This is a genomic window from Planctomicrobium mucosum, from assembly GCF_051466335.1.
GTDB lineage: Bacteria > Planctomycetota > Planctomycetia > Planctomycetales > Planctomycetaceae > Planctomicrobium.
Genome location: NZ_CP195793.1, coordinates 3,395,815 through 3,417,077, shown reverse-complemented (window position 1 = coordinate 3,417,077; position 21,263 = coordinate 3,395,815). Strand labels below are relative to the sequence as shown.

Below are 21,263 nucleotides of genomic sequence, written 5' to 3'. Positions count from 1 at the left end.
GAATCCGGTCGAAAGTCAGCGATGAACGGGTGAAGCGTGTTCATCTTGAAAGGCAAACGAATGCAGCTTTCAGAGGTTAAACTCTGGGGAAATTGCCAAAGCGTGACTGACGTCAACGGAATCGATTCTAGAAATCGTCGTCGATGTCGTCGTGGCTGCCGCTGCCGTTGTCAGTGCCGAATGCCTGAAGGAGATCAGTCGAAGGACCATGATCGTAGCAGTCATCATCGTGCCACAATGGAACTCCAGCGGCATAGCGAGCTGCCAGCATTTTCACTTTATCTTCAGAACCAGGCTTTGCGCCTGTTGGATTCAACGGATCGACGTCCGTGAAGTCAAAATCATCTTCTACAAATTCAAGTTCGTCCTGATCTGTTTCGTAAGACAGTTCAGTACCGATCGCGATATCGAGGTCAGGATTTACCTCGAAGGAAAACTCCATTCGTCAGTCTCCCCTCATTGATTTCTGTATTTGGCAGGCAAAAGAACAATAACCGTGGATGTCATCATGAGCGTAACCCCGGGCGTCAGCATGTCCTCAACATCATTACATCAGTGACCATTTGAAACGGTCAAAAGGGCAGATCCTCGCCTCTTATGCTGATGATTCTCACAGGTACGTTAGTAAATGCGAGCGTACCTGGAACGGTTGACGTTGGTTGCAAATTGGACTAGTGACGCAAGGGTGATTGTTCACTGAACGACAAGTCGTGTCAACAAGAAAAGCCGCTTTTCAAAACGGATTCTTGATTTGTGGTGACGTTGCTCACAAGTTCGAAACTGGTTGAGCCACACACAGTGTTTCGACGTTGTTTTGCTTCATCACGACGAAAAGTCATGACAAAATCCAGAAATTTGAGTACTTCGAACATGCGTTCATTTTGATGCTCGGACTTCCGGCAGAGACGTGCGCTGGCCCTACTTTTTACTGAAATTTTTCACGATGGGCTTGACGGAGCGTTTTTGAATTAATGCGTTTGCGATGGATTTGGGGTTTGAATTCCGATTCAGAGCGGAGTTGATGGATCGGTTCCCCGAAAATATAAAAAGCCAGTTGCCCCTCGAGTCCTCGAGGATCAACTGGCTCGAATGCTTACCGTCAGACGGTGTGACGCCGGATGTCTTTTGACTGGTTTGTTGAGACGAAGCTAGATTGACTCTGTGGTCTGGTCGATCGTCCAACTTGTTTCAACAGCCTGGTCTCGATCCCTCTTCTTTCGGCGTTCAGGCCGTCTCTCTTGTTTCTCGTTCTCAATGTGTTGGCGATCGTCATGGTCCCGGTCGTCATGCCGGTCTGTCTCGTCATCTCCGGCGTCGTCACCGTCCTCTGACTGGCGTTCTCGTTCTGCCTGCTTCGCCTCTTCGATCTGTTGCCTCAAGCGTTCGCGAGAAACCTCAACGGGTTCTTGGGTGAAGTTCGACCCTGCCGTCCAGGCATGCGCGGAGCGTTGCCCTTCAAAGGCAAAACTCTGGTCCAGAGATCGGATCGAGTAGGCGACGTCCTCAAGCTCACCGTTAATGGAGTGAGCGATCGCAGACAGTCCAACCGTAGCGCCTACAACACCAACAGTTCCCAGAAATGCAGCCTCAGCGGACAGAATCATCCCCGCTTCATCGCTCAAAAGAGCGGAAAATAAGCTCATTTTATTGTCCTCATCGATGGCCAATTGGTAGCTGCTATACCAATTCAACGTTTTGACACGTGTGGCCGACCTGAGAATCGTTAAAATAGGAAGAATCGGTACGATCGTCAATAATGTTCATCAGTTTTTCGATGAACAGTGACGAGAGCGAACCTCAGGCGCTCTTCGAAACTTCAGCGGGAGGGTCTCGACAAACCAATCCTGATGCGTCAAAATCAGGGTTGAAGTAAGATCAGTAAACTCCCAACCAGCCGGTTTTTATGTCAGAGCAGACTTCTCACAATTCTGTGATCAACCAACCTGCGGACGATTCATCGTTGTTTACCGAATCGGATCTCAAGCAGTTTGATCGGGATGACGCAGCTGCGGGAGCAGCAATCGGAAAGTTGCTGACCTTCTTCTTCCTCTATACCGTCCTCGCGATGGTTGGAGCGACTTGGGCAACCTACTACTGGATTACCTATCAGCCATTGAAATAGACTCTGCCCAAAGAGTGTGGCGGTGGGAAGAATTTGCTAAGAGCTTCAATTGCAAAGTCGCCCACCGAACAGGCGCCTGGAAAACGCATTTTCCAGGTGGCCAGATCAGGTGGACGTCGCGCCGCTGTTGCTGAGAAGCCACTGTGCAGGAGACCGACGGGCGTCGCTCAGGTGGTTAATGCGGATCGGTTCAGCTTCAGCTGACTTCTCACCTGAATATGCAGCGACTTCATCGCTTCAGCATCAGACAGAATGGTTCGTCGCTGCTCTTTGGAAACAGCTATTGGCCCTTCGGTTTTCACGATTTCTGCGACTGCTTTGATGGTGCTCGCAGGGGCGGCGACATTCGAATCTGTTGCCAACAGAATATTGCGATGGAGCGTGTAAAAGGCAGGGTCTGTCAACACGGAATCGAAGAGCTTGTCGCGATCAATTTGTGATTGATTGTTTTCTGCTGCTTCAATTGCCTGCTGCTGATACCGAAGCACTTCGGGCGCGATGATTTCTTCAGGGATCAAAAGCAGTCCTTGTTGGGCGAGTCGCTGACCCATGTTCACACTTCCCAGAATCATCGCAATCGGAACGGAAAAAATCAGTCCAAAGACGACGGGGAAGAACCAGAAAAGAAGGGCAGGGGCGAGATAGCCTACAAGGATCGTCGCGACAATTCCCGCGACGGTATGAGGACCGTAGACGAGCAACGCTTCTCCGAGACTGATGCTCCCTTCGCCACGTTGCTGTGCATTCCAATGCACTTTTTGACCTGCCAGCGTGGTCAGCACGAAGCGGGTATGAAATAGCATCATGATCGGTGAAACGATGATCGAAGCCAGTGTCTCCAACGCCACGCTGCTGACGACATTCTCCCATCCGCCAAAGTCCTGAAGTCGTGCTGGCTGTCGAAATAGGGCGAGCATGCTCCAGAGCTTCGGGAGGAGCAGGAGTGCCATCGTGACGAGAAAAATCACGGAAGCTCCCGCAGCCCAGGAAATTGTTCCCGGTTGTGGAGGTCCATCCATCCATACGGAAATGGCACTTAGCACCATGAAGGCGAGCCAAAGCGGTGCGGACAGATACGCCATCGCTCCCATTGTGAGGTGCAGACGACTGACGGGGCGAAACCCTTCGCTGAAAATCAGTCGGATATGCTGCATGTTTCCCTGACACCACCGTTGGTCACGCTTGGCGAAATCGAGGAGTGTTGTCGGGCACTCTTCGTAGCTTCCCTCGAGGTCGTTGGCGAGGACGACTTTCCAGCCAGCGCGGGCCATCAACGCTGCTTCGACAAAGTCGTGGCTGAGTATCTCTCCACCTAACGGGGCCTTCCCGGGAAGAACCGGAAGTCCACAATGCTCAATGAAAGGTTTGACCCGGATGATTGCATTGTGCCCCCAGTAATTGCTGTCGAAATTCGCCCAGCTACAAAATCCTCGAATAAAAATGTCGCTGTAAAACCTGGAAGCAAATTGCTGAAGTCTGGCGAACATCGATAAACGGTTCACCGGTGTCGGGGGGACCTGCAGAATCCCGATTTGGGGATCGGCATCCATTCTGCGGACCATTTCGACCAGCGTTTCACCTTCCATCACGCTATCGGCGTCGAGCACGATCATGCACTCGTAATCCGAACCCCAGCGACTGCAGAAGTCGGCGATGTTGCCTGCTTTGCGGCTCGTGTTCTTGGGGCGTCTTCGATAGAAGACTCGCGGCTGAGAACCGTTTTCCGCAACCGACTGCGCCCATGTTCTTTCTTCTTCGAGCCAGATGTCCGGATCGGTGGTGTCGCTGAGGACAAAAAAGTCGAAGCTTCCCTGTTGTCCCGTCGCTGACAGCGATATCAACATCGCCTGCAGCCCCGCAAAAACGCTGGTCGGAGATTCATTGTAAATTGGCATCAGGACAGCGGTCTGTGACAACGGGGCTGTCGACGGCTTTGCTTCGCCTGGCTGTTCCGGTTTCGCCTGCGGAGGATTTCGACTCGCCAGAATCGCCCCATAGCTTGCGGTCCAGAATGAGAACGCAATCCACGAGAACAAGACTGTGAACAGCGGGAGAAGCACGTACTCCGCGATGTTCATTCCGTTAATGGCCAGTAAATTGGCAAACAGATAAACCACAACACCCGTGGTCAGAAATGTGAGTGCCAACAGTCTCCACCGGACGGCGCGATGTGGCCGTCCAGAAGAGACATCCTGCTTCTGTTCAATCGCCTGAAGATTCGACGACATATTACTTGATTCCCATGAGCCCCAGTGTCACATGCGTGACACGACGATGCACGTGAACCCAATAGCCTTTTCTGAAGATCTTGAACAGGCGCGTGCGCGGCTGAGGACGCATTGCACGATGATTGACTCGTGGGATGATCGGATTAATCGAATTCTCCACGACGGTCTGCATTTGCTCGGAATGCTGTGATACGTTAGGACAAATTGCTTCCGGGTACTTCAGCAGCAAGTTGCTCAGTTGCGGAACGATCGAATCTCGTGTGGCGCTCCGACTTTTCGGCGCAGAATGAGGCGACGAGGTGTATTTGGAGATACACGATTCGACCTCTACTTGTGCCATTTCGATGGCAATCATTGCAAATTGTGTGATGGGCGCATGTAAATCGTGCAACCGCCCCTCAGCCTCGTTGACGATACGGAGACTCTCAGCGGCAACCACGTCTGGATCTCTCATGCCCCAGTCGCGCAGGTATTCCGCAACGAGGCATCTCGCTCGTTTGATGGTGTAGAGATCTTGCTTTGATGTGTGAGCTTTCTCGGAACTGATACTGACCATCGAATCAATCATTTTCCGGACTCCTTAGTTTCTTGCGTCATCACTTTCCATGGCGGAAGTGCCACTTCGGGAGCAGTGAGAGAGCACAAGTAAGCCCATGTTTCCGTGAGAACACGGGACTCGTTTTTCAGCGAGATTCGAAGTTCGAATGGACCTTCTTCCGTCGGTCGCATTAGCAGCGAGTAGGTCCAATTCCCGGATGGAAGTTTCTTCGAAGTCGTTGACAGAACTTCACCTCGGATTGAACTGATTTCGGCTACTGGCGCCTGATCCTCTGGAATCTCTGCAAGTAGCGGGCCACGGAAATCGATTTCAACCTTGATTGTCTTATCTGCATTGCGAGTCACACGATGAGCGACCGCTTTACCAAGATCGTTCTCCGGGAGATCGCCCAAAAAGTAAGAGAGCTGGTAACTCAGTTCGAGCGGCTCACCGACTTTGATCTCTTTTTCCGGAACCCACCAGACCGCGATATTGTCGATCCCTTCGTGGGGGGCAGGGAGTTCGAGCAACTCGACGCGACCTGACTCCCATCCTTTTTTCGGTCGAACCCAGACGCTGGGGCGCTGATGGTAGAGTGCTTCATCATCCAGATAATGCTCTGGATTGATATCACGTTGTAACAGTCCAAACCCCTTCAGATTGTCAGCCTTGAACTGCACCAAAGACGGGTACGTCTGCTGGCCGAGTGCTCGCCAAAGCCACGTGCCGTCTTCACTGTTGATCTGCAATCCATCTGCATCATGAACTTCCGGGCGATGATCCCCATCTGGTCCTGGAAGTGAATCCCCCCAAAGCCACATGCTGCTCATCGGAGCCAGTCCCACTTTTTCCGGCACTTGTCGGAAATAGAGCGTCTCTTGAACATCGATACTCGTGACATCAGTACCCGGTGTCAGAATAAACGCATAAGCACCGGTGACGCTTGGGCTGTCGAGCAATGCCAAAACATGAAGCGACTCATCGCCATGGCGAGGTTCGACGATCCAATATTCGCGGAAGACTGGAAATTCTTCAGCTTTGGGAAGTCCGCAATCGATTGCCAGTCCGCGCGTTGACGTTCCGAGAACCGATCGAGCGGTTCTCGCGCGGAAATAGCTCGCGCCGACAAAGCTGAAGATTTCGCTCAGTTCGGATTGATCGGGAAACGTCCCTTTGACTCGAAACCCGGCAAATCCAACATCGTGTGGAATGTCGAGCTTGGCGGCGTTTTCGAGATAGTGAAAGTAGTCTTTGGAGAATGGGACTGGTTGAGTAGTCTCGCTGGAGACGACGTTGATTTTCACGTCATCAACATGGACATACCCTTTGTGATAAAAGCCGAACCGGAAAGGGAGCGTGGTGTTGCTCCAGATCTCCTTGCCGTCGCGGAAACCGATGTACCGAAACTGATCGTATGTGAGATCTTTGACGGAGGCAGGGACTTCAGGTTGTGGAATGTATGATTGTGCTGAACGTTCCTGCGCTAACTTAGATAGCACATGATATTGATTCGCTGCAGTCTCTTCGGGCTCTTTTGCAATCATCTGATGAGTGAAGAGGGCCGAAAACGCGAGGGCCACAGAAGTGCACCGAAGCTGGCGCGCACCGCGACCGAACTGTGCAGAAAGGTTGAGAAGGGTTTGCATAGGTACGGGCTGCTTTAACTGGCCCACATTCGCAAATTCTGAATGAAATTTTCTCAGCGAAATCGCTGATCGCGTTGAGTCGCATTCGGAGCTTGACCGTTCCCCCGAGATCTCATGAGTTCTGAGCTTCGAGTGCTCAGTGATCGCTCAGTTGTTTTGTTACGATAACCTCACAAAGAGGGCAGTCAAGAATTTTATTGCTAAATCGCAACTTAATTCGGCTGGATCGAAGCGTAACTTAACAGTTAATAAAAACAACAATCTTGCATATGAATTGGGGTTTATGTGTTGGGTGCAATTGAGGCGATGATGTGTTCTCATCATCGCCTCAGTTCAACCGCATCTCAGGAAGAGCTGGAAGGATTTGAAGCCTGGAATCGACATCCATCGGGACCGAGAATCGCTAGCACTTCGTCACGCATTTCAGAGACGGCAGCGACGCTTACATTGGTGGAGAGAATGGCCTGCAAGCGATTGCGCTTGATTGTGGCTGCGACGATAGGTTCTTCAATACTCTCGGTAGAATCGACAGATTGAGCCGCTTCGGCGTCAGGATCGGTCGTGTTGACGACCACAACAACCGGTGTCTTTCCTGGAAATCGGCTCAGTGTTTCTCGAGTGCGCTTCACCTCTTCCTCGGCGTGATAGCCTTTTTTCAGATAAATGATGATCTGTTTAGTAAACTCTTTTTCCGCTTCGGTGATCGTCATCAACTTATTGAGAATGATGTTTGGTTCGCGACCACGGCAATCGACGCGGCCTTTGACGATGACCACTGTGTCCTGTTGAACCTTTTCACCTTCATTGGCGAAATCGTCCGGCCACATAATGCAACGTACAACGCCCGTCGAATCTTCGAGATCGAAGTTCACGTACTTACTATTTCCATTGCGTGACGGATTTTTTGTCTGCGCTTTCTTGATCGAAGAGATCATGCCCCCCAACAGCACATCTTTTCCGTCTCCGATCTCTCGCAGATCTTTGACTTGATGCTGCGTGTAGGTGGCGATTTTGTCTGCAAATTCCGTCAGTGGATGGGACGTCAGATAGAAGCCGAAGATTTCCTTTTCGTACGCCAGTCGTTGGCTGTGTGGCCAATCTTCGGTCACAGGCATCGCGATATCGTGTGCGGTCGAATCTCCCTGAGAACTTGGAGAATCGTTTCCGAAGAGGGATTTTTGTCCTTTGGCTTTATCGCGTTGCCGTGCAGCGGCCCCTTGAACTGCTCGATCGATCACTAGCATATGCTGGGCTCGTGTTGGGCCCAGGCTGTCCAGTGCTCCCGCCTTGACGAGCATTTCGATGGCCCCCTTCGTGAGGATTTTCGGGTCGACTCGATCGCATAAATCGAAGATGTTTTTGTACGGCCCGTTTGCCAATCGCTCATCGACCATAGCTTGCATTGCTGAACCACCGACCCCTTTGATCGCACCGAGTCCGAAGGCGAGACGCCTGAGGATCTTCGTCGTTGGAGCATCCGAGGCCTCTTCCGGGGCAGTTACGGCCGCTTTCTTCGACCGACTTCCTTTCCCTTTTTCCTTCGGAGTTTCCTGCGGCTCGACAGGAACTTCCTCGACAACAACGGTGAATTCGACCTCGCTGCGGTTGATGTCGGGAGGAAGAACTTCAACCCCCATGCGACGACAGTCGTCTGTATGCTCGAAAATTCGCTCGCTGGATTCCATTCCGCACGAGAGCAGGGCAGCCATGAACTCTTCCGGGTAATGCGCTTTCAGATAGGCTGTCTGATACGCAATGGCGCCGTATGCGGTGCTGTGCGATTTGTTGAATCCGTAACCTGCGAATTTCTCGATGAGGTCCCAAATTCCCTGCGCCTGATCTTTAGACATCCCTTGTGTCTGGGCTCCCTCGATGAACTTGTCGAGGTAGCTCTTCATGATGTCCTGATTTTTCTTCGAAATCGCCTTAATACACTTGTACGAACTGGCGAGCTCGATCCCTCCCAGGCGATTCAGAATTCGCATCACCTGTTCCTGGTACACCATGACCCCGTAGGTTTCCGCGAGGACTTCGTCGACGATGGGGTGAACAAGTGGGACCGGTTCGCGACCGTTCTTCACGTTGACGTACGTCATCACCATTCCCCCTTCCAGCGGACCGGGCCGGTAGAGAGCGGATGTCGCGATGATGTCGGCGAACTGGTCGGGTCGCATTTTTGTCAGCAGATCTCGCATTCCTCCGGATTCGAGCTGAAAAATTCCTTTCGTCTCGCCACGTTGGAGCAGTGCGAACGTTTGCTTGTCATCGAGTGGCAAGTCTTTGGGGATAATATCGACGCCGCGATGCTTTTTCACATTCTTCACGGCCTTGTCCAGAATCGACAGATTCCTCAATCCGAGGAAGTCCATCTTTAACAGACCCGCCTTTTCGACTTCGGTCCACTGCGTCAGGACATCGTCCTTGCCCGAGATCTTCTGCAAGGGCACGTATTCCTGCAGCGGACGGTCGGCGATGACCACACCAGCTGCATGGGTTCCTGCCGATTTCGCAAGACCTTCGAGTGCCATCGCGAAAGTAATGAGTTCTTTGACTTGCGGGTCGTTATCGAACTGCTCCTGAAGTTCTGCACTTTCCTTGAGCGCATCCTTCAGCTTGATGTTCAAGGTCTCCGGGACCATCTTGGCGATTTCGTCGGCGCGCTTCAGCGGAACCGAGAGGGCACGGGCGACGTCGCGAATGGCGGCTTTCGCCTTCAGTGTCCCGAATGTACCGATCTGGGCGACGTTTTCGTGCCCGTATTTTTCTTTGACGTAGTTAAGCACCATTTCGCGACGATCGCGACAGAAGTCCATATCGATATCGGGGGCTTCTGTTCGACTGGGGTCGAGGAAACGTTCGAAAAGCAGGTCGTATTCGATCGGGCAGACGTCGGAGATACCGAGAACGTACGACACGATCGCTCCACAGGCGGAACCACGAGCGGTCGTGGGAATTCCCTGGCTGCGTGCGAACTGCGCAAAGTCCCAGACAATCAGGAAGTAGCTCGCGAATCCCATGCGTTCAATCACGCCGAGTTCGTAATCGAGTCGTTTTTGAAAGACCTCTTTCGGCTCTTCACCGTAACGCCATTGAAGCCCTTTTTGGGCCACTTCCCGCAAGTATTGAACGTCGGTTTTCTGGTCCGGCGGGTTGAACACCGGGAAGTGACGGGTCTTCAGGTCGAGTTCGATATTACAGCGATCGGCGATTTCCTGCGAACGGGCCACCGCATCGGCAAGGTTCGGGAATGCGTCGTACATCTGCTCTGGAGAGCGGAGGAAGAGTTGGTCTGTTCCAATCTTCATCCGATTTTCATCGCTTCGGTACGATTTGGTGTTCACGCACAGCAGCACATCGTGCATGTCGGCGTCGGTTTGGCAGAGATAATGGGCATCGTTGGTTGCAACGAGCGGCAGGCCCATTTGATTTGCAAGAATGATGGTCGCTTCTGCACACGACTGCTGAATCTCGACTCCCCCATCCTGGATTTCCAGATAGAAACGATCTCCGAAAAGCTCCGTATACCAGTGGACCAGTTGTTTGGCTTTGTCCTTCTCGTCAGCGAGCAGAAGACGAGACAGCTCGCTGGATGCGCAGCCAGAAAGACAGATGATCCCTTCGTTGTGCTCTTTGAGGATCTCTTTGTCGATACGAGGCTTGTAATAAAATCCTTCCAGATACGCTTTACTTGCCAGCTTGACGAGGTTCTGGAATCCGGTCCGGTTCATCGCCAACAGAGTGAGATGGAAGGCAGCCTCTTTCATGCGCGAGGCGCTTCGATCCGACCGATTCCCGGGAGCCATATAGGCTTCGTACCCAAGGATGGGATTCACATCGTGATTTCTGCACGTTTGATAGAACTCGAGTGCCCCGTAAAGATTGCCGTGATCCGTGATCGCGCAGGCGTTCATTCCCAGATTCTTCACCTGCTTCACCAGATCGGGAACACGGTTCGCCCCGTCGAGAAGAGAGTAATGGGTGTGGCAGTGAAGATGAGCGAACGGACGAGTAATGGTGCTCATGGCTCTCCTGAGCGGCAGCGAGAGGAAATAACGGATCGAAGAAACCCGAGAAATCGGGATTCGGGCGACCTCGTCATTCTAACAGCAGGCACTCAGAGACTGAACCATTCGGAATCCACGGACCGAACTCATTCACCAGATTTGAATTGAGAAACTCGCGGCATTTGGGCGGAGTGAATTCGATTGCCACTCAGCGTGACCATCCATATCGAATTAATGGCTTGATCCGATTCGGGGGAGCATCGCTGCGGGATCGTCCAGGACCAGAATCCAGTCATTGTTTCTTCCTGAAGTGGGAGGGGTAAACTTCAGGTCGGTTGTTTTGGCGAATGTTCCGATGACCTGTGTTGAGTTTTGTCGTGGATTGAACCATGAGCAACGCACTTCAGAGCTGGTCATTTTTTCGAACTTCAGCGTGACAGGCATGCCGGTCGGAAGGTACACGAGGGCGTAATTGCCTAGCCGGGAGAGGGCAGCCTGTGCATGGTTTTCTTCGTCTGCTTCGTCTTTCACGATCAATGTTTGATCGGCACGCAAATTCCAGAATGGTCTGGCGGTGAACAGTTTCTTCAGGTGCTGCATTTGAATCGCACCGGGATGATTCAGGGCATCTTTCCACGGAGTACGAGCTAAGTAGATCGGGGTGATTTCTGGAGTCCAGAATTGCCAGATATTATTGTTTCCGTATGTGTGCCCGCATGCTCCCGAAATCATGGATTCATACGCGGACTTTCTAACATCCCATTCGTCGAACCAGTCAATCAGTTGCTTCGACGTCTCGCGCTTGTCCCATTTTTCGCCGAAGACTGGGTGGTCTTCATAGCAGGGGGCGCCATCCAGTGTCGGCTTGACTGGAGTACGGTTCAGGTTTTTGGCAGCGTCGATGTAGTTGGGGCGAACGGGACGAGCCTGCCCGGACTGAATCATGTTGAAGCCCAGCCATTCATCAGTATGGAAAAACTGAGCGGAATTACTGGTCGCTTGTGGATAGAACGTCTTCAGGTGGGCTCCTCCATCCCCAAGTTGGAGTCCTGCTGCCATCTGTCGAACAATGTCGACCTGCACTTCGTTGATGGGGTCTCGGTCCCCACCAAGCAACCAAATGACAGGTTGTTCGAGATAGCGCTTGCCGAGCCATTCCCCGTACTTGGCGGCGTTCGTCGGAGTGAAAATCTCCGGCCCGGTTCCGTCCAACTTGCACCATTTGTCGCCCCAAGTCGGGACCATGGCGATGAAGAGCCCTTTTTCGGCAGCCATATTGACGATCGCGTCGACATGATCCCAGTAATCATTGTCTGGACCTGGCTGAATGTCTGGGCGCGATGGATCGTTGTCGATCAGCGGACAATGGCCGTAGGCGTTCGGGAGATTCAAGCCGTCGTTTTCGGCGAGCACAGCCACCTGAATGACGGTGAAGCCTTTTGCGGCCCGGTCTTCCAGATATTTCGCGGCATCCTCGCGATTGAGTCGATGGAAAAGTTCCCAAGCGGTATCCGCAAGATAAAAAAATGGCTCGCCATTTACCGTTTGCAGGTAGCGTCCATCGCTGCTGACCATGAGCCTCTGGTGAGGCACGATCGCACGAGGAACCGGTTCCTTCTTTTCGGCCGCCGGTGTCTCGGTCGGCTTTTTGGGTTCGGATGGCTTGCTCGCTTCCGCAGGATTCGGTGGAGAGGCTAACACATTCTGTGCGGGGGAAGTTGTCACGCTTCCGTCACTCGCAGCGGGTCGGACGGTCTCCTGAGCAAGCAATATCCCCGTCCATAAACCCAACAGGCAAAACCCTGTCGAGCAAATCAACTGAAAGAGGGATCGCTGCTTGTGCAGAATATTTTTCACCGTGATCAGACCCATTGTCAGTGTTTGTATGTACACAGCGAAAGGCCTGTGTATTTTGACTATTCTGGCCAGTGTTGTGCAATTTTCTGGTTGAGAAAGGCGACACTTCTTTCTAGCTGATCGAATCCATCTACGCCATCTTCAATACTGATCCAGCCATCAAATCCGACATTTTTCAGCGTTGAAAAGATCGCGTCGTAGTCGTTCATTCCCTTTCCGATTTCACCGTGTCGCAGTCGGCTGGCGTATCCGACGCTGTCTTCTTCCTTGCGAAGATCTTCGATCGTTCCGTTTGCGAGGTAGCGATCGCTCGCGTGCATGGTGACGACTCGATGTTTGACTCTCTCGAGCAGAACGAGTGGATCTTCTCCTGCGAGAATCGTATTGCTCGGGTCGTAGTTCACTCCGAAATTCGGGTCGTGCAGGCGATCGACGAGGTCACAGAAGACGTCAGTAAACTGAGCGAACTCCGGGAATTGCCAGTAGTTGTCCTTATAGTGGTTTTCCAGAATGAGCGTTACACCAGCCTGTTTGGCGTGCGGCAGGCAAGCCTCAATGCATTCGACTGTGAGCTGAATGCCCTGTTCTCGCGAGACCTCAGGGCGTCTTTGACCAGAAAGTACTCGGCAGTAGGTTCCCCCGAGAGCGGCAGTCATGTCGATGCAGCGTTTTTCCTGATCGATCTGTTCCTGTCGAAAACTCTTATCCGGATGCGTGAAGTCAGGAGAAGCGCACATCATCGGAATTTCGAGCCCGAGATCGTTCGCAATCTTGCGTGCTTCCGGCCAGTAGGCAGGATCTTTGAGATCGATGATACCGGTGTACATCTCCAGTCCATCAATCCGCAAAGAAGCAGCAAGTTCGATCCACTCTCGGAGTGACATCTTTCCTGTCAGGCAGAGGTCGTCCATGTACGCTTTAGGGAAAGCAGCGAGTTGAGGCACTGGAGTGTACTTTCTGGCAACAAAATAAAGAGATCACCCGATGATGCGCGTCGATCAATCGATCGCATGATAGTTCGGTTCAGGAATTCTTGGGAGCAGTCAGCAGAATCACGCGGTCAGAGTTGGCTTCAGCACCGCTTTGGTGATTTCACCGGAATGCATCGTCTCAAACGCCTCGTGCCAATCTTCCAGTGCCCAAACTCCACCCAGAACCGGATCAAGGTCGAGCAGTCCGGTGGAAAGAAGTCGAAGTACACGTTCCCAGATGGGCCAGTTGTGACTGAAACTTCCCTGCAGACGAATATTCTTTTGAACCAATGGGTCGAGTGAGAAGTTCAAAGGATCGCGACCCCAACCGACCTTGCTGATCCAGCCTGCGGGACGGACGACTTCAATCGCAGTTTTCAGTGTCGCGGAAACGCCCGCAGCATCGATTACTCCATCTACGCCGAGCCCATCCATTGCGTAGGCCCATTCCCGGCAGTCGCCGACAATTGGTTCGCAACCATATTTCTTGACAACTTCAAAACGTTTGCGGTCGCGCTCCAAGCCGACCACTCCGACGATGGCCCCCTGCAATTTCGCCATGGCGGCACACAGAATCCCGATCGGCCCGGGACCGAGAACGAGAATGCGATCGCCGGGTTTGATATCTCCGTTGGCAATCACTGCGCTGTAAGCAACCGAGCAGGGTTCTGTGAGACACGCTTTTTCAAATTCCAGATTCGCTGGAACGTGGTGCAGGCAGCGGGCAGGAACTTTGACAAACTTTGTCATTGCTCCGTTGGTTCCGTAACCGAATCCTTTTCGAGTCGGATCGAGATTGTACAGGCCTTGTCGAGACATCGGGTTCGACGGGTCGATAATAGCAGCGGTTTCGCTGACAACGCGATCACCTTGCTTCCAGGCTGTGACACGAGAACCGACAGCAGCAATTGTTCCACCAAACTCGTGGCCAAGTGTGACAGGGTAGGCGACCGGCCAGCTATGGACAGCGAGCCATTGGTGAAGATCGCTTCCACACACACCAACTGCGGCGACTTCCAGGAGCACATCCTCTTCACCGATGACGGGGATTTCTACCTGCCGCAATTCAACTGCATGGGGCTCATTTGCATAGTTCACAATTGCGGGTTGCAGAGTTTGTGTCTTTGACACGGTGGGCTCCCAAAGTGGGGGATGAGGGAATGTGTTTTCAGATTGTGTGAATCGTTGAGTCTGGTCAGACGAACTGCTGATATCGGTTAAGAGACGCTATTCCTCGCAATGCAATGTGTTGACCGACTCCGGGATGGTCGCGAACTTGCCGCCTTGCTTACTTGCGTCCGACCGGAATGTCTCCGTAGCTATGCACCTTTTGACAAATCAGTCGGAGCGAGTCTTCGAGGTTTCCGTCAGCGGTCTTGAAGGCGTCGGCATCAATTGTGAGCGGAGCCCCCAGAACCACAAGCGGCGCCCCATAGCCCGGCGAGGAGACGGCCTGCTCGAGGCTGAGTCCACCGACCGCTTGAACCGGAACGCTGACAGCCTCAACAACTTCGCGCAGCTGATCCAGCGGGCTCGGTTGGCGCCCACCCTTTGCGACAATTCCGCGGCGTTCATCGTAGCCAATGTGGTGCACGATGTAGTCGCATCCGAGGTCTTCAAGCCATTTTGCGGCTGCGACCATATCCGGAGCGGCGAGATTATCTCCCATGACTTTGACGCCGTGGTCGTGGCCAGCTTTGACGACGCAATGAATCGTTTCTTCGTGAGCCCGAGCCATCACAACAACGTGTGTTGCTCCCGCCTTCGCCATCATCTCCGCTTCGAGATATCCGCCATCCATCGTCTTAAGGTCTGCGACGATGGGGACTTTTGGAAAGGCACTGCGAAGGGCACGAATGCCGTGTAATCCTTCAGCAAGAATCAGAGGAGTTCCCGCTTCGATCCAGTCGACGCCGGCACGGAGAGCCATTTCTGCTGTCGACAGGGCTTCATCGATATTGGTCAAATCGAGCGAAATCTGAACGATCGGCAGCATTCATTGCCCCTGTTTGCTTATCAAAGAACTAGCATGGATCCCGGGTGTGCCGAAGAATAAATCATTCGGTCTCTGTTTTCCATCTGCTGTTAATATGATTTTTGCCCAAAATGAACAGGGAGTTGCTGTTCAGGTTAGGGGAGGCCATTCAGTTTTCTGAGCACCCATTCCGTCATGGCGATGGCGCTGAAGAGCACCAGAATCAGCCAGTGATTAAAAAGGGGAATTTCTTCTCGGACCCGTTGAACTTCCTGAGTCTTGGTGAGCAATTCCGGGAGTTGATCGAGTTCGTTGAGCTGGAGGAATTTACCCCCCGTTGACGAAGCAATTTGCTCGAGTAATGCTCGATTCGTACTGACGTTTTGCAGCTCTGCTGTCAGTTCCGCATTGACGATGAGCGGAATTTCGGGAAGCGTGTTGCCTTCGAGTTCTGCATTGGATTTCAGTTTGATCAGAAACTCCCCGGCAGGGAGATTTGCGAATTGGCCTTCGAAAATCAGCGGATTTCCGGGTCGTTGCTGAAGTGAAACGGTTTGAGAGAACGCGGGACCGTCTCCCGTTCGTTCGATCACTGCTTCCGTTTGGAAATGGGGAGTTTTGCTGATGATTCTTTGATTCCAGCGAGCCTGAAGGTGAGCCGTTTGTCCAGCACTGATCGCTGACTCACGTAGTCCGAGTCGGACAAGATCGTTCCCTGCCGTGGCCTTGAACGAAACTGCCCATCTCATGAGCTGGCCCCAGAATCGGTGGTGATACAGGTCCCCAACTAGATATCGCCATCGCCATGTACTGTCGATTCCAATCCAGACGACTTGCCCGTTGCCGACGTACTGTTGCACGATCAGAGCGTTTTGACGTTCGGAGGCGAGATTCGATTGCACATTGGCACCGGTCGCTGAGGCCCAGACCGATGCTCCGGCACGTGCTTCACCGACGATTCCCCAAAGGTGACCGGGGAGGCTCGCCCAGATTTTCTTTGAGGTCGAGGGATCTGCGTCGAGTTGGAAGATGGGGAGCTGATTTCCCTCTGGGGTAATTGCAAGCCGGAACCCTCGGGTCGTTGGCGACCCGGTTTGAACGGCATCGTTGGCGCGAATCTCGCGGAAGTTCTCAATCGGAAGCAGTCCATCGATGAGCGTGCCACGATACGCCGCTGGAAAGAACCGCTTGCCAGCAGTCAGGACAAGAGTCCCTCCTTCTTCCCGTACATAGCGATCGATCATGGTCCACTCGTGGGAACCGAGGTTTTGTGGGGAAACGTCCCCGAGCAGAACGAGATCGTATTTCGCTAGCGGTGTCACCGGGCTGGAGGTCGATTCACTTTCGTCGATTTTCGTTGGAAAAAACGGTTGGCTCAGTACGCGCATGAATGGCTGTTCGAAGAGCACGTGATCGATGGTGACCTGTTTGTCACGAGTCAAAGCAGCATCGAGAAATCGAAATTCCCAACGACTCTCTCCTTCGATCAGCAGGATCTGTGCCCGATCGTCGACGACATTCAGCGAGAATTCCTGAATGTTGTTGTCTTCGCGACTTTCACCCGGTGCAATTTCTGTTCGAATTCGGAATCTGTGGCGACCGGCGGTGAGGTCTGGAAGTGTGAACGAAACCTCGGCGATTGGGCCGATTGGAGTGAGCGTTTGTTCCAGCGGGGCCTCATCAAGAGCGTCAAGATCATCGAGAAACACCCGCAGAGGCGTCCCTTCATAACCCGACGTTTGAAGAACACCTTTGATTAACGGGTGATCGTTGAGGAAGACCGATTCCGGATGGTCAACGTGAAGCACCGAAATGTCTTTGGGACGATGTTCCGAGCCAATAAGCACTGTGTGCACCGGGACACCTAGGCCTGACAGCCTGTTGATGACTTCGGCAGACTTCTTAGAGTTGGTATCATTTCCATCGCTGAAAACGACGACCCCAGCCAGTGGTGATGTGTTCGACCCCAGCGCGCTGGCGGTCGCCACTTCGACGAGGTTCGTGTGGTTTCGCTTGATCGGGAAATCGTTGACGGTCGCGAACTTTTGCAGGTCCCCGTCCTTCATTAACTCCGCCGAGTCCGCGATTGCCGCGAACTGAGAGGTTAACTGCTTTTGAAGTGGGGCCAGAGTTGGAACGAGCGACTGCTCCAGCGTACGGCGTAGAATTTCGTAGCGAGACAGTCCCTTCAGTTCCGCGAGTTGAGCTTCGACTGCCTGTTTGCGGATCTGAGCGAGAGATTCACGTCGTTGAGCATCCGGTTCTTCCTGCGCGGATACCCAGACGGGCTCACGGCCGGCCTGTATGTCGGCGATCCATTTTTTTGTGCTGCTCTGGTCATCGCCTGTTGATAGCATGCCGATGGCCTCTGCCCAACGGATCTGTTCAGACTGCGTGGCCTGTTTGTCGACCGTCTCCATGCTTTGTGAGACGTCCAGTGCCAGGAGGAGGCGACGTCGTTCTGTCTGGTCGTAGGACCAAGTCCAAATCGGTTTCAGCAGAGTCAGGAAGATGATGAGAATCAGCGAGAGTCGTAGCGTGAGAAGCCCGATTCCCAGCCGAAGCGGGACGAGTCTTTGCTCATAGCGGAACAATGCAGTAATGGCAGCGACGCAACAGAGTGAAAGAGTGAGAAAACCCCAGAAGCTGAACGAAGCCAACTGAGTCTGAAAAACCAGATTCCAATCGTGATAGATCCTTGATCCGATGCCGGTCAAAAATGCAGCGAGCAGACCTGCACAGAGCAGAAAAGCGAGGAGCGAGGCTGCGATTGACCGGGAAGTTGACATTGGAAGGAAACTGTCTGATCTGAACGGAAAATTCTTCAGCGGGCTAGAGGGGAGGGGACGAGGCGCGTCGACTGCATTCATTGACGGTCGCTACTGGACCGCGTGTGCTCGGTCGAAGCAAAGTCGTCGGATGAGATGATTTGTCTGGTATCAGAGTACCGATCTTTCACAATCTCCGCATCCCATTGGGTGATCAGATTCGCTGGGAAATGTGACGTTTTGGAGCAGCGTAGCCGCCACTTTCGACCGGATTCGTGAAAAAAGAGGAGGTGAAATGATCGAATGGTGATGCAGATCGATGCTGTCTCCCCTCATCTGTATATGATCCGCACCGCTCGGTGGGGGCGGGGGCTTTGTGCAAAGTGGGGCTGAGTCGGCTTGTCAGGAAGATTCGATGCGCAAAGAATATTCCGAGTGCACGTCACTTCGGTGCTCTCGGCGAGAATGTGGTTGCCATCCGTTCGCCCTTTAATTCGATTTCTATCGATGCAATGTCAACAATTCTGAAATGTGATGGAAAATCGGGTGGAGATTTCTATGCCGGTGAATAAAAATTGAATCCATCGAGTTCACTTAGAGAAATCGGATGTGAGACCAAATGAGCATGGTGCTGATTCCGTTACAGGGTGGTTCGCCGATCCACCTCGACAAAGCAATCGTCCTGTTTGGACGGGGGTCAGAATGTGATGTCGTTCTGACGAATAGCCGTAAGGTCTCGCGAAAACACTGTTGCGTATCGCAAATCGATCGCAGGATCGTCGTTCGAGATCTCGGCAGCATGAACGGGATTCGTGTGAATGAGGATGCGATCGAACGGGAGGCAACGCTGCAAGTTGGTCAGGTGCTTTGGATTGGAGATCTCGGGTTTCGACTGGAAGTCGCTCAACCCGGAGGACGAAAGGCTCCTTCCTCATTGCAGGCAACGCCGGCCCAGCAGCAGGGATCTAATTTAGCGGGCGATCGACTCGACCCCAGTCTCGATTTTCCAGTCCGCGTCCAAGACTCCGCACTCGAATTACGACAGCATGCGAATGGATTAGAGCAGATCCCGGATGAGGAGATCATTGAGCGACGGAACAGCGAAATCCTGAACTGATTTTTTCCAAGAACTGAAACTTGTCGACCGTTCACAAACAGGCAAGCAATTCGATGGGAGCGATTGCCCCCTCAATCGCTGCGAACAGTCCTTTCAGGCGCAGTTGACCCTTTGAACCTTGCCTTCGACTGCAACTCCGACGGCACTCTATGATTTCGTCGTATTGGCTCACAGCTTTCGAATTGAGTCCGTCAGCGGGACTAACGATTGCTGAGGTCTCGAAGATTCCAATGTCGAATCACTGGAAGCGTCTTATTGCGTTCAAAGCCAAGAACTGCGAAATGTGTCGTCGCCAACGAGAGATGGTTGCACACATCTAACTCAAATCCGCACCACTTCGCTGCGATCACTCTGCTGAAATGGCCATGTGAAAAAATCAAAGTTCTTCCATTCAGCGACTTCAAGAATTCTGCGACTCGTTCTCCTCGCTGGATGATCTGGTCGACTGACTCTCCTCCCAGACTTCCATCCCGAAAGACGGTCCAACCGGGGTGTTGTTTTTGGATTTCGGCAGCAGTTAAACCTTCGAATGCTCCGTAGTGCAACTCTGCGAGGTCAGGGATCGTCTCGAAGTTCAGGAACCCAGCGAGTTGGCATGTCTCTTGTGCCCGCTGCAGTGGACTGACAAGAACGCGGTCGAAGTGAATCCCGGAAAGTCGTTCGGTCAGTGATCGAGCCTCATCTTCGCCCACTTCAGTGAGGGGGAGATCTGTTCGTCCTGTGTGTTGGCCAGTCTTGGACCAGACGGTCTCACCATGTCTGACGAGTACAATTTCCGGGAGTAACTCTTTCATCTCAGGATTCTCGATAGCGGGCTTCTATTCGACGGGGGCTGCCTTTAGATCGGGAGCCTCACAACGCCGTGTACTTTAACGCGTCCTTGGAATCTCAGAGAGACGAATTCAGTCGGCGTAAAATCATTTCTGCGGATGCTGGGTGAAAATCCTGAAGGCGCGTAAAAAGTGCACAGGAGTGTCGCGAAATATCACAACACTCCTGTGCAGAAGAAGACACCGCCAGACCTTTGATTAGAGGTCAAGCAGTTTGTTCATGAGCTCAACTGTATCTTCGAGTGATTTGTCGGCCCCTTCTCGGGTGGCCCATCCGGTGTAGCCGACCTGTTTGAGGGCTGCTCGCACTGCTGGCCAATCGACGTCACCTTCACCGAGGCGGCAGAAGCTGTTCTTCTCACCCCAGTCTTTGACGTCCAATTTTCCAATTCGCTTGCCGAGGATTTCGATCCACTCTTCTGGCTTGCCGAATCGTCGAACGTTACCGATATCGAAGTAGGCACCGCACCATTCGCTGCCAATCTCATCGATGTAATCGCGGTATTGCTCTGGTGTTTCGCAGAAGCCGTTCCAGACGTTCTCAATCAGGATCTTGATCTTGAGTTCTTCAGCAACAGGCAATGCCTTACGAATTTCGACGATTGATCGTTCCCAGACCTGATCGTGATTTTCATCTTCGCCTGTCACTTTGCCTGGAACCAGCAGCACAGCGGAGCCGCCGATTTCCTTGGAGTCACGAACTGCCTGAATCAGTGCGTCCAGACCAATCTTTCGGACTGCTTCATCTGGGGATGAAAGGCGTTGGACCCAGTGAACGCTGTCGACGACACCGTGGATTGGGAACTTGGTCTTTTCGATTGCGACCTTAGCATCGGCAACTTTCAGGCCCGGGCTGTCCCCTTCGATCCCGTCGAAGCCAAGCTTCCGATATTGCTCCAGGGTCGCGACGATGCCGTCGACACCATTCCCGATTGATCCGCCCTTATTGGCAATGAAAATTTTGCCTTTGTTCGAATGCTCCCGCTTTTCAGCAGGTTCTTCGGCGCGCAATGAGCGAATCGAAATCGCTGCCCCAGCAACCGTCAAAGCGGAAGTCTTCAAAAAATCCCGACGTCCAAAATTGGAGCTCATATTCGTTCCTGTCTTGAGGATGGATGCGATTGAATCCGTTTCGGAAATCATACCAACTCAATTCAGGGACTGCGTCAAAGCCGAAGGGCATTTTGTGATTTCAACTTCGAAGTGA

General features: G+C 52.7%; 15 protein-coding genes. 2 read left to right on the top strand and 13 right to left on the bottom strand.

Features of this window, described 5'->3' with window-relative positions:
* Positions 1-127: 127 nt before the first annotated feature.
* Positions 128-442 carry a hypothetical protein gene (locus SH668x_RS13580; protein ID WP_437185605.1) on the bottom strand — a complete coding sequence of 105 codons (315 nt, stop codon included), beginning with the start codon at positions 440-442 and terminating at the stop codon, positions 128-130.
* Positions 443-1,148: 706 nt separating this feature from the next.
* Positions 1,149-1,643 (bottom strand): hypothetical protein, encoded by a 495-nt coding sequence (locus SH668x_RS13575; RefSeq protein ID WP_437185604.1) that lies wholly within the window; start codon positions 1,641-1,643, stop codon positions 1,149-1,151.
* Positions 1,644-1,903: 260 nt separating this feature from the next.
* On the opposite strand from SH668x_RS13575, the gene SH668x_RS13570 reads away from it, so the two are divergent.
* On the top strand, positions 1,904-2,122 hold the full coding sequence (locus tag SH668x_RS13570; RefSeq protein WP_437185603.1) for a hypothetical protein: 219 nt from the start codon (positions 1,904-1,906) through the stop codon (positions 2,120-2,122).
* 167 nt (positions 2,123-2,289) lie between these two features.
* On the opposite strand, the gene mdoH is transcribed toward SH668x_RS13570, so the two are convergent.
* From mdoH to SH668x_RS13525, 9 genes are all read right to left on the bottom strand, one after another.
* Complete coding sequence (gene mdoH / locus SH668x_RS13565) at positions 2,290-4,350, bottom strand: glucans biosynthesis glucosyltransferase MdoH (RefSeq protein WP_437185602.1); 2,061 nt, start codon at positions 4,348-4,350, stop codon at positions 2,290-2,292.
* Position 4,351: 1 nt separating this feature from the next.
* On the bottom strand, positions 4,352-4,918 hold the full coding sequence (locus SH668x_RS13560; protein WP_437185601.1) for a hypothetical protein: 567 nt from the start codon (positions 4,916-4,918) through the stop codon (positions 4,352-4,354).
* Positions 4,915-6,534 (bottom strand): glucan biosynthesis protein, encoded by a 1,620-nt coding sequence (locus SH668x_RS13555; protein WP_437185600.1) that lies wholly within the window; start codon positions 6,532-6,534, stop codon positions 4,915-4,917. Before SH668x_RS13555 ends, SH668x_RS13560 begins: the two co-directional genes overlap by 4 nt.
* Before the next feature lie 344 nt (positions 6,535-6,878).
* Positions 6,879-10,556 carry a DNA polymerase III subunit alpha gene (gene dnaE, locus SH668x_RS13550; protein ID WP_437185599.1) on the bottom strand — a complete coding sequence of 1,226 codons (3,678 nt, stop codon included), beginning with the start codon at positions 10,554-10,556 and terminating at the stop codon, positions 6,879-6,881.
* 213 nt (positions 10,557-10,769) lie between these two features.
* Positions 10,770-12,395, bottom strand: coding sequence for a glycoside hydrolase family 140 protein (locus SH668x_RS13545; protein WP_437185598.1), 1,626 nt, complete (start codon positions 12,393-12,395; stop codon positions 10,770-10,772).
* A gap of 59 nt (positions 12,396-12,454) precedes the next feature.
* Positions 12,455-13,339, bottom strand: coding sequence for a sugar phosphate isomerase/epimerase family protein (locus tag SH668x_RS13540; RefSeq protein WP_437185597.1), 885 nt, complete (start codon positions 13,337-13,339; stop codon positions 12,455-12,457).
* Between the two features lie 108 nt (positions 13,340-13,447).
* Positions 13,448-14,497, bottom strand: coding sequence for a zinc-binding dehydrogenase (locus tag SH668x_RS13535; RefSeq protein ID WP_437185596.1), 1,050 nt, complete (start codon positions 14,495-14,497; stop codon positions 13,448-13,450).
* Between the two features lie 157 nt (positions 14,498-14,654).
* A complete protein-coding gene (locus SH668x_RS13530) occupies positions 14,655-15,362 on the bottom strand; it encodes an orotidine 5'-phosphate decarboxylase / HUMPS family protein (RefSeq protein ID WP_437185595.1) in 708 nt (235 codons plus the stop codon).
* Between the two features lie 134 nt (positions 15,363-15,496).
* Positions 15,497-18,130 (bottom strand): hypothetical protein, encoded by a 2,634-nt coding sequence (locus tag SH668x_RS13525; RefSeq protein ID WP_437185594.1) that lies wholly within the window; start codon positions 18,128-18,130, stop codon positions 15,497-15,499.
* 598 nt (positions 18,131-18,728) lie between these two features.
* Here SH668x_RS13525 and SH668x_RS13520 point away from each other — a divergent pair.
* Positions 18,729-19,226 (top strand): FHA domain-containing protein, encoded by a 498-nt coding sequence (locus SH668x_RS13520; protein WP_437185593.1) that lies wholly within the window; start codon positions 18,729-18,731, stop codon positions 19,224-19,226.
* Between the two features lie 200 nt (positions 19,227-19,426).
* On the opposite strand, the gene SH668x_RS13515 is transcribed toward SH668x_RS13520, so the two are convergent.
* Both SH668x_RS13515 and SH668x_RS13510 read right to left on the bottom strand, forming a co-directional pair.
* Positions 19,427-20,020: a histidine phosphatase family protein gene (locus SH668x_RS13515; RefSeq protein WP_437185592.1), complete on the bottom strand. Its 594-nt coding sequence runs from the start codon at positions 20,018-20,020 to the stop codon at positions 19,427-19,429.
* A 234-nt stretch (positions 20,021-20,254) separates the two neighbouring features.
* On the bottom strand, positions 20,255-21,148 hold the full coding sequence (locus tag SH668x_RS13510; protein ID WP_437185591.1) for a sugar phosphate isomerase/epimerase family protein: 894 nt from the start codon (positions 21,146-21,148) through the stop codon (positions 20,255-20,257).
* Positions 21,149-21,263: the final 115 nt, after the last annotated feature.

Bases quoted from the DNA above. Each gene is read 5' to 3' on its own strand.
- SH668x_RS13520 (WP_437185593.1), top strand. From the start codon at position 18,729: ATGAGCATGGTGCTGATTCCGTTACAGGGTGGTTCGCCGATCCACCTC.
- SH668x_RS13570 (WP_437185603.1), top strand. From the start codon at position 1,904: ATGTCAGAGCAGACTTCTCACAATTCTGTGATCAACCAACCTGCGGAC.
- dnaE (WP_437185599.1), bottom strand. From the start codon at position 10,556: ATGAGCACCATTACTCGTCCGTTCGCTCATCTTCACTGCCACACCCAT.
- SH668x_RS13555 (WP_437185600.1), bottom strand. From the start codon at position 6,534: ATGCAAACCCTTCTCAACCTTTCTGCACAGTTCGGTCGCGGTGCGCGC.
- SH668x_RS13525 (WP_437185594.1), bottom strand. From the start codon at position 18,130: ATGTCAACTTCCCGGTCAATCGCAGCCTCGCTCCTCGCTTTTCTGCTC.
- SH668x_RS13510 (WP_437185591.1), bottom strand. From the start codon at position 21,148: ATGAGCTCCAATTTTGGACGTCGGGATTTTTTGAAGACTTCCGCTTTG.
- mdoH (WP_437185602.1), bottom strand. From the start codon at position 4,350: ATGTCGTCGAATCTTCAGGCGATTGAACAGAAGCAGGATGTCTCTTCT.
- SH668x_RS13560 (WP_437185601.1), bottom strand. From the start codon at position 4,918: ATGATTGATTCGATGGTCAGTATCAGTTCCGAGAAAGCTCACACATCA.
- SH668x_RS13530 (WP_437185595.1), bottom strand. From the start codon at position 15,362: ATGCTGCCGATCGTTCAGATTTCGCTCGATTTGACCAATATCGATGAA.
- SH668x_RS13575 (WP_437185604.1), bottom strand. From the start codon at position 1,643: ATGAGCTTATTTTCCGCTCTTTTGAGCGATGAAGCGGGGATGATTCTG.
- SH668x_RS13580 (WP_437185605.1), bottom strand. From the start codon at position 442: ATGGAGTTTTCCTTCGAGGTAAATCCTGACCTCGATATCGCGATCGGT.
- SH668x_RS13515 (WP_437185592.1), bottom strand. From the start codon at position 20,020: ATGAAAGAGTTACTCCCGGAAATTGTACTCGTCAGACATGGTGAGACC.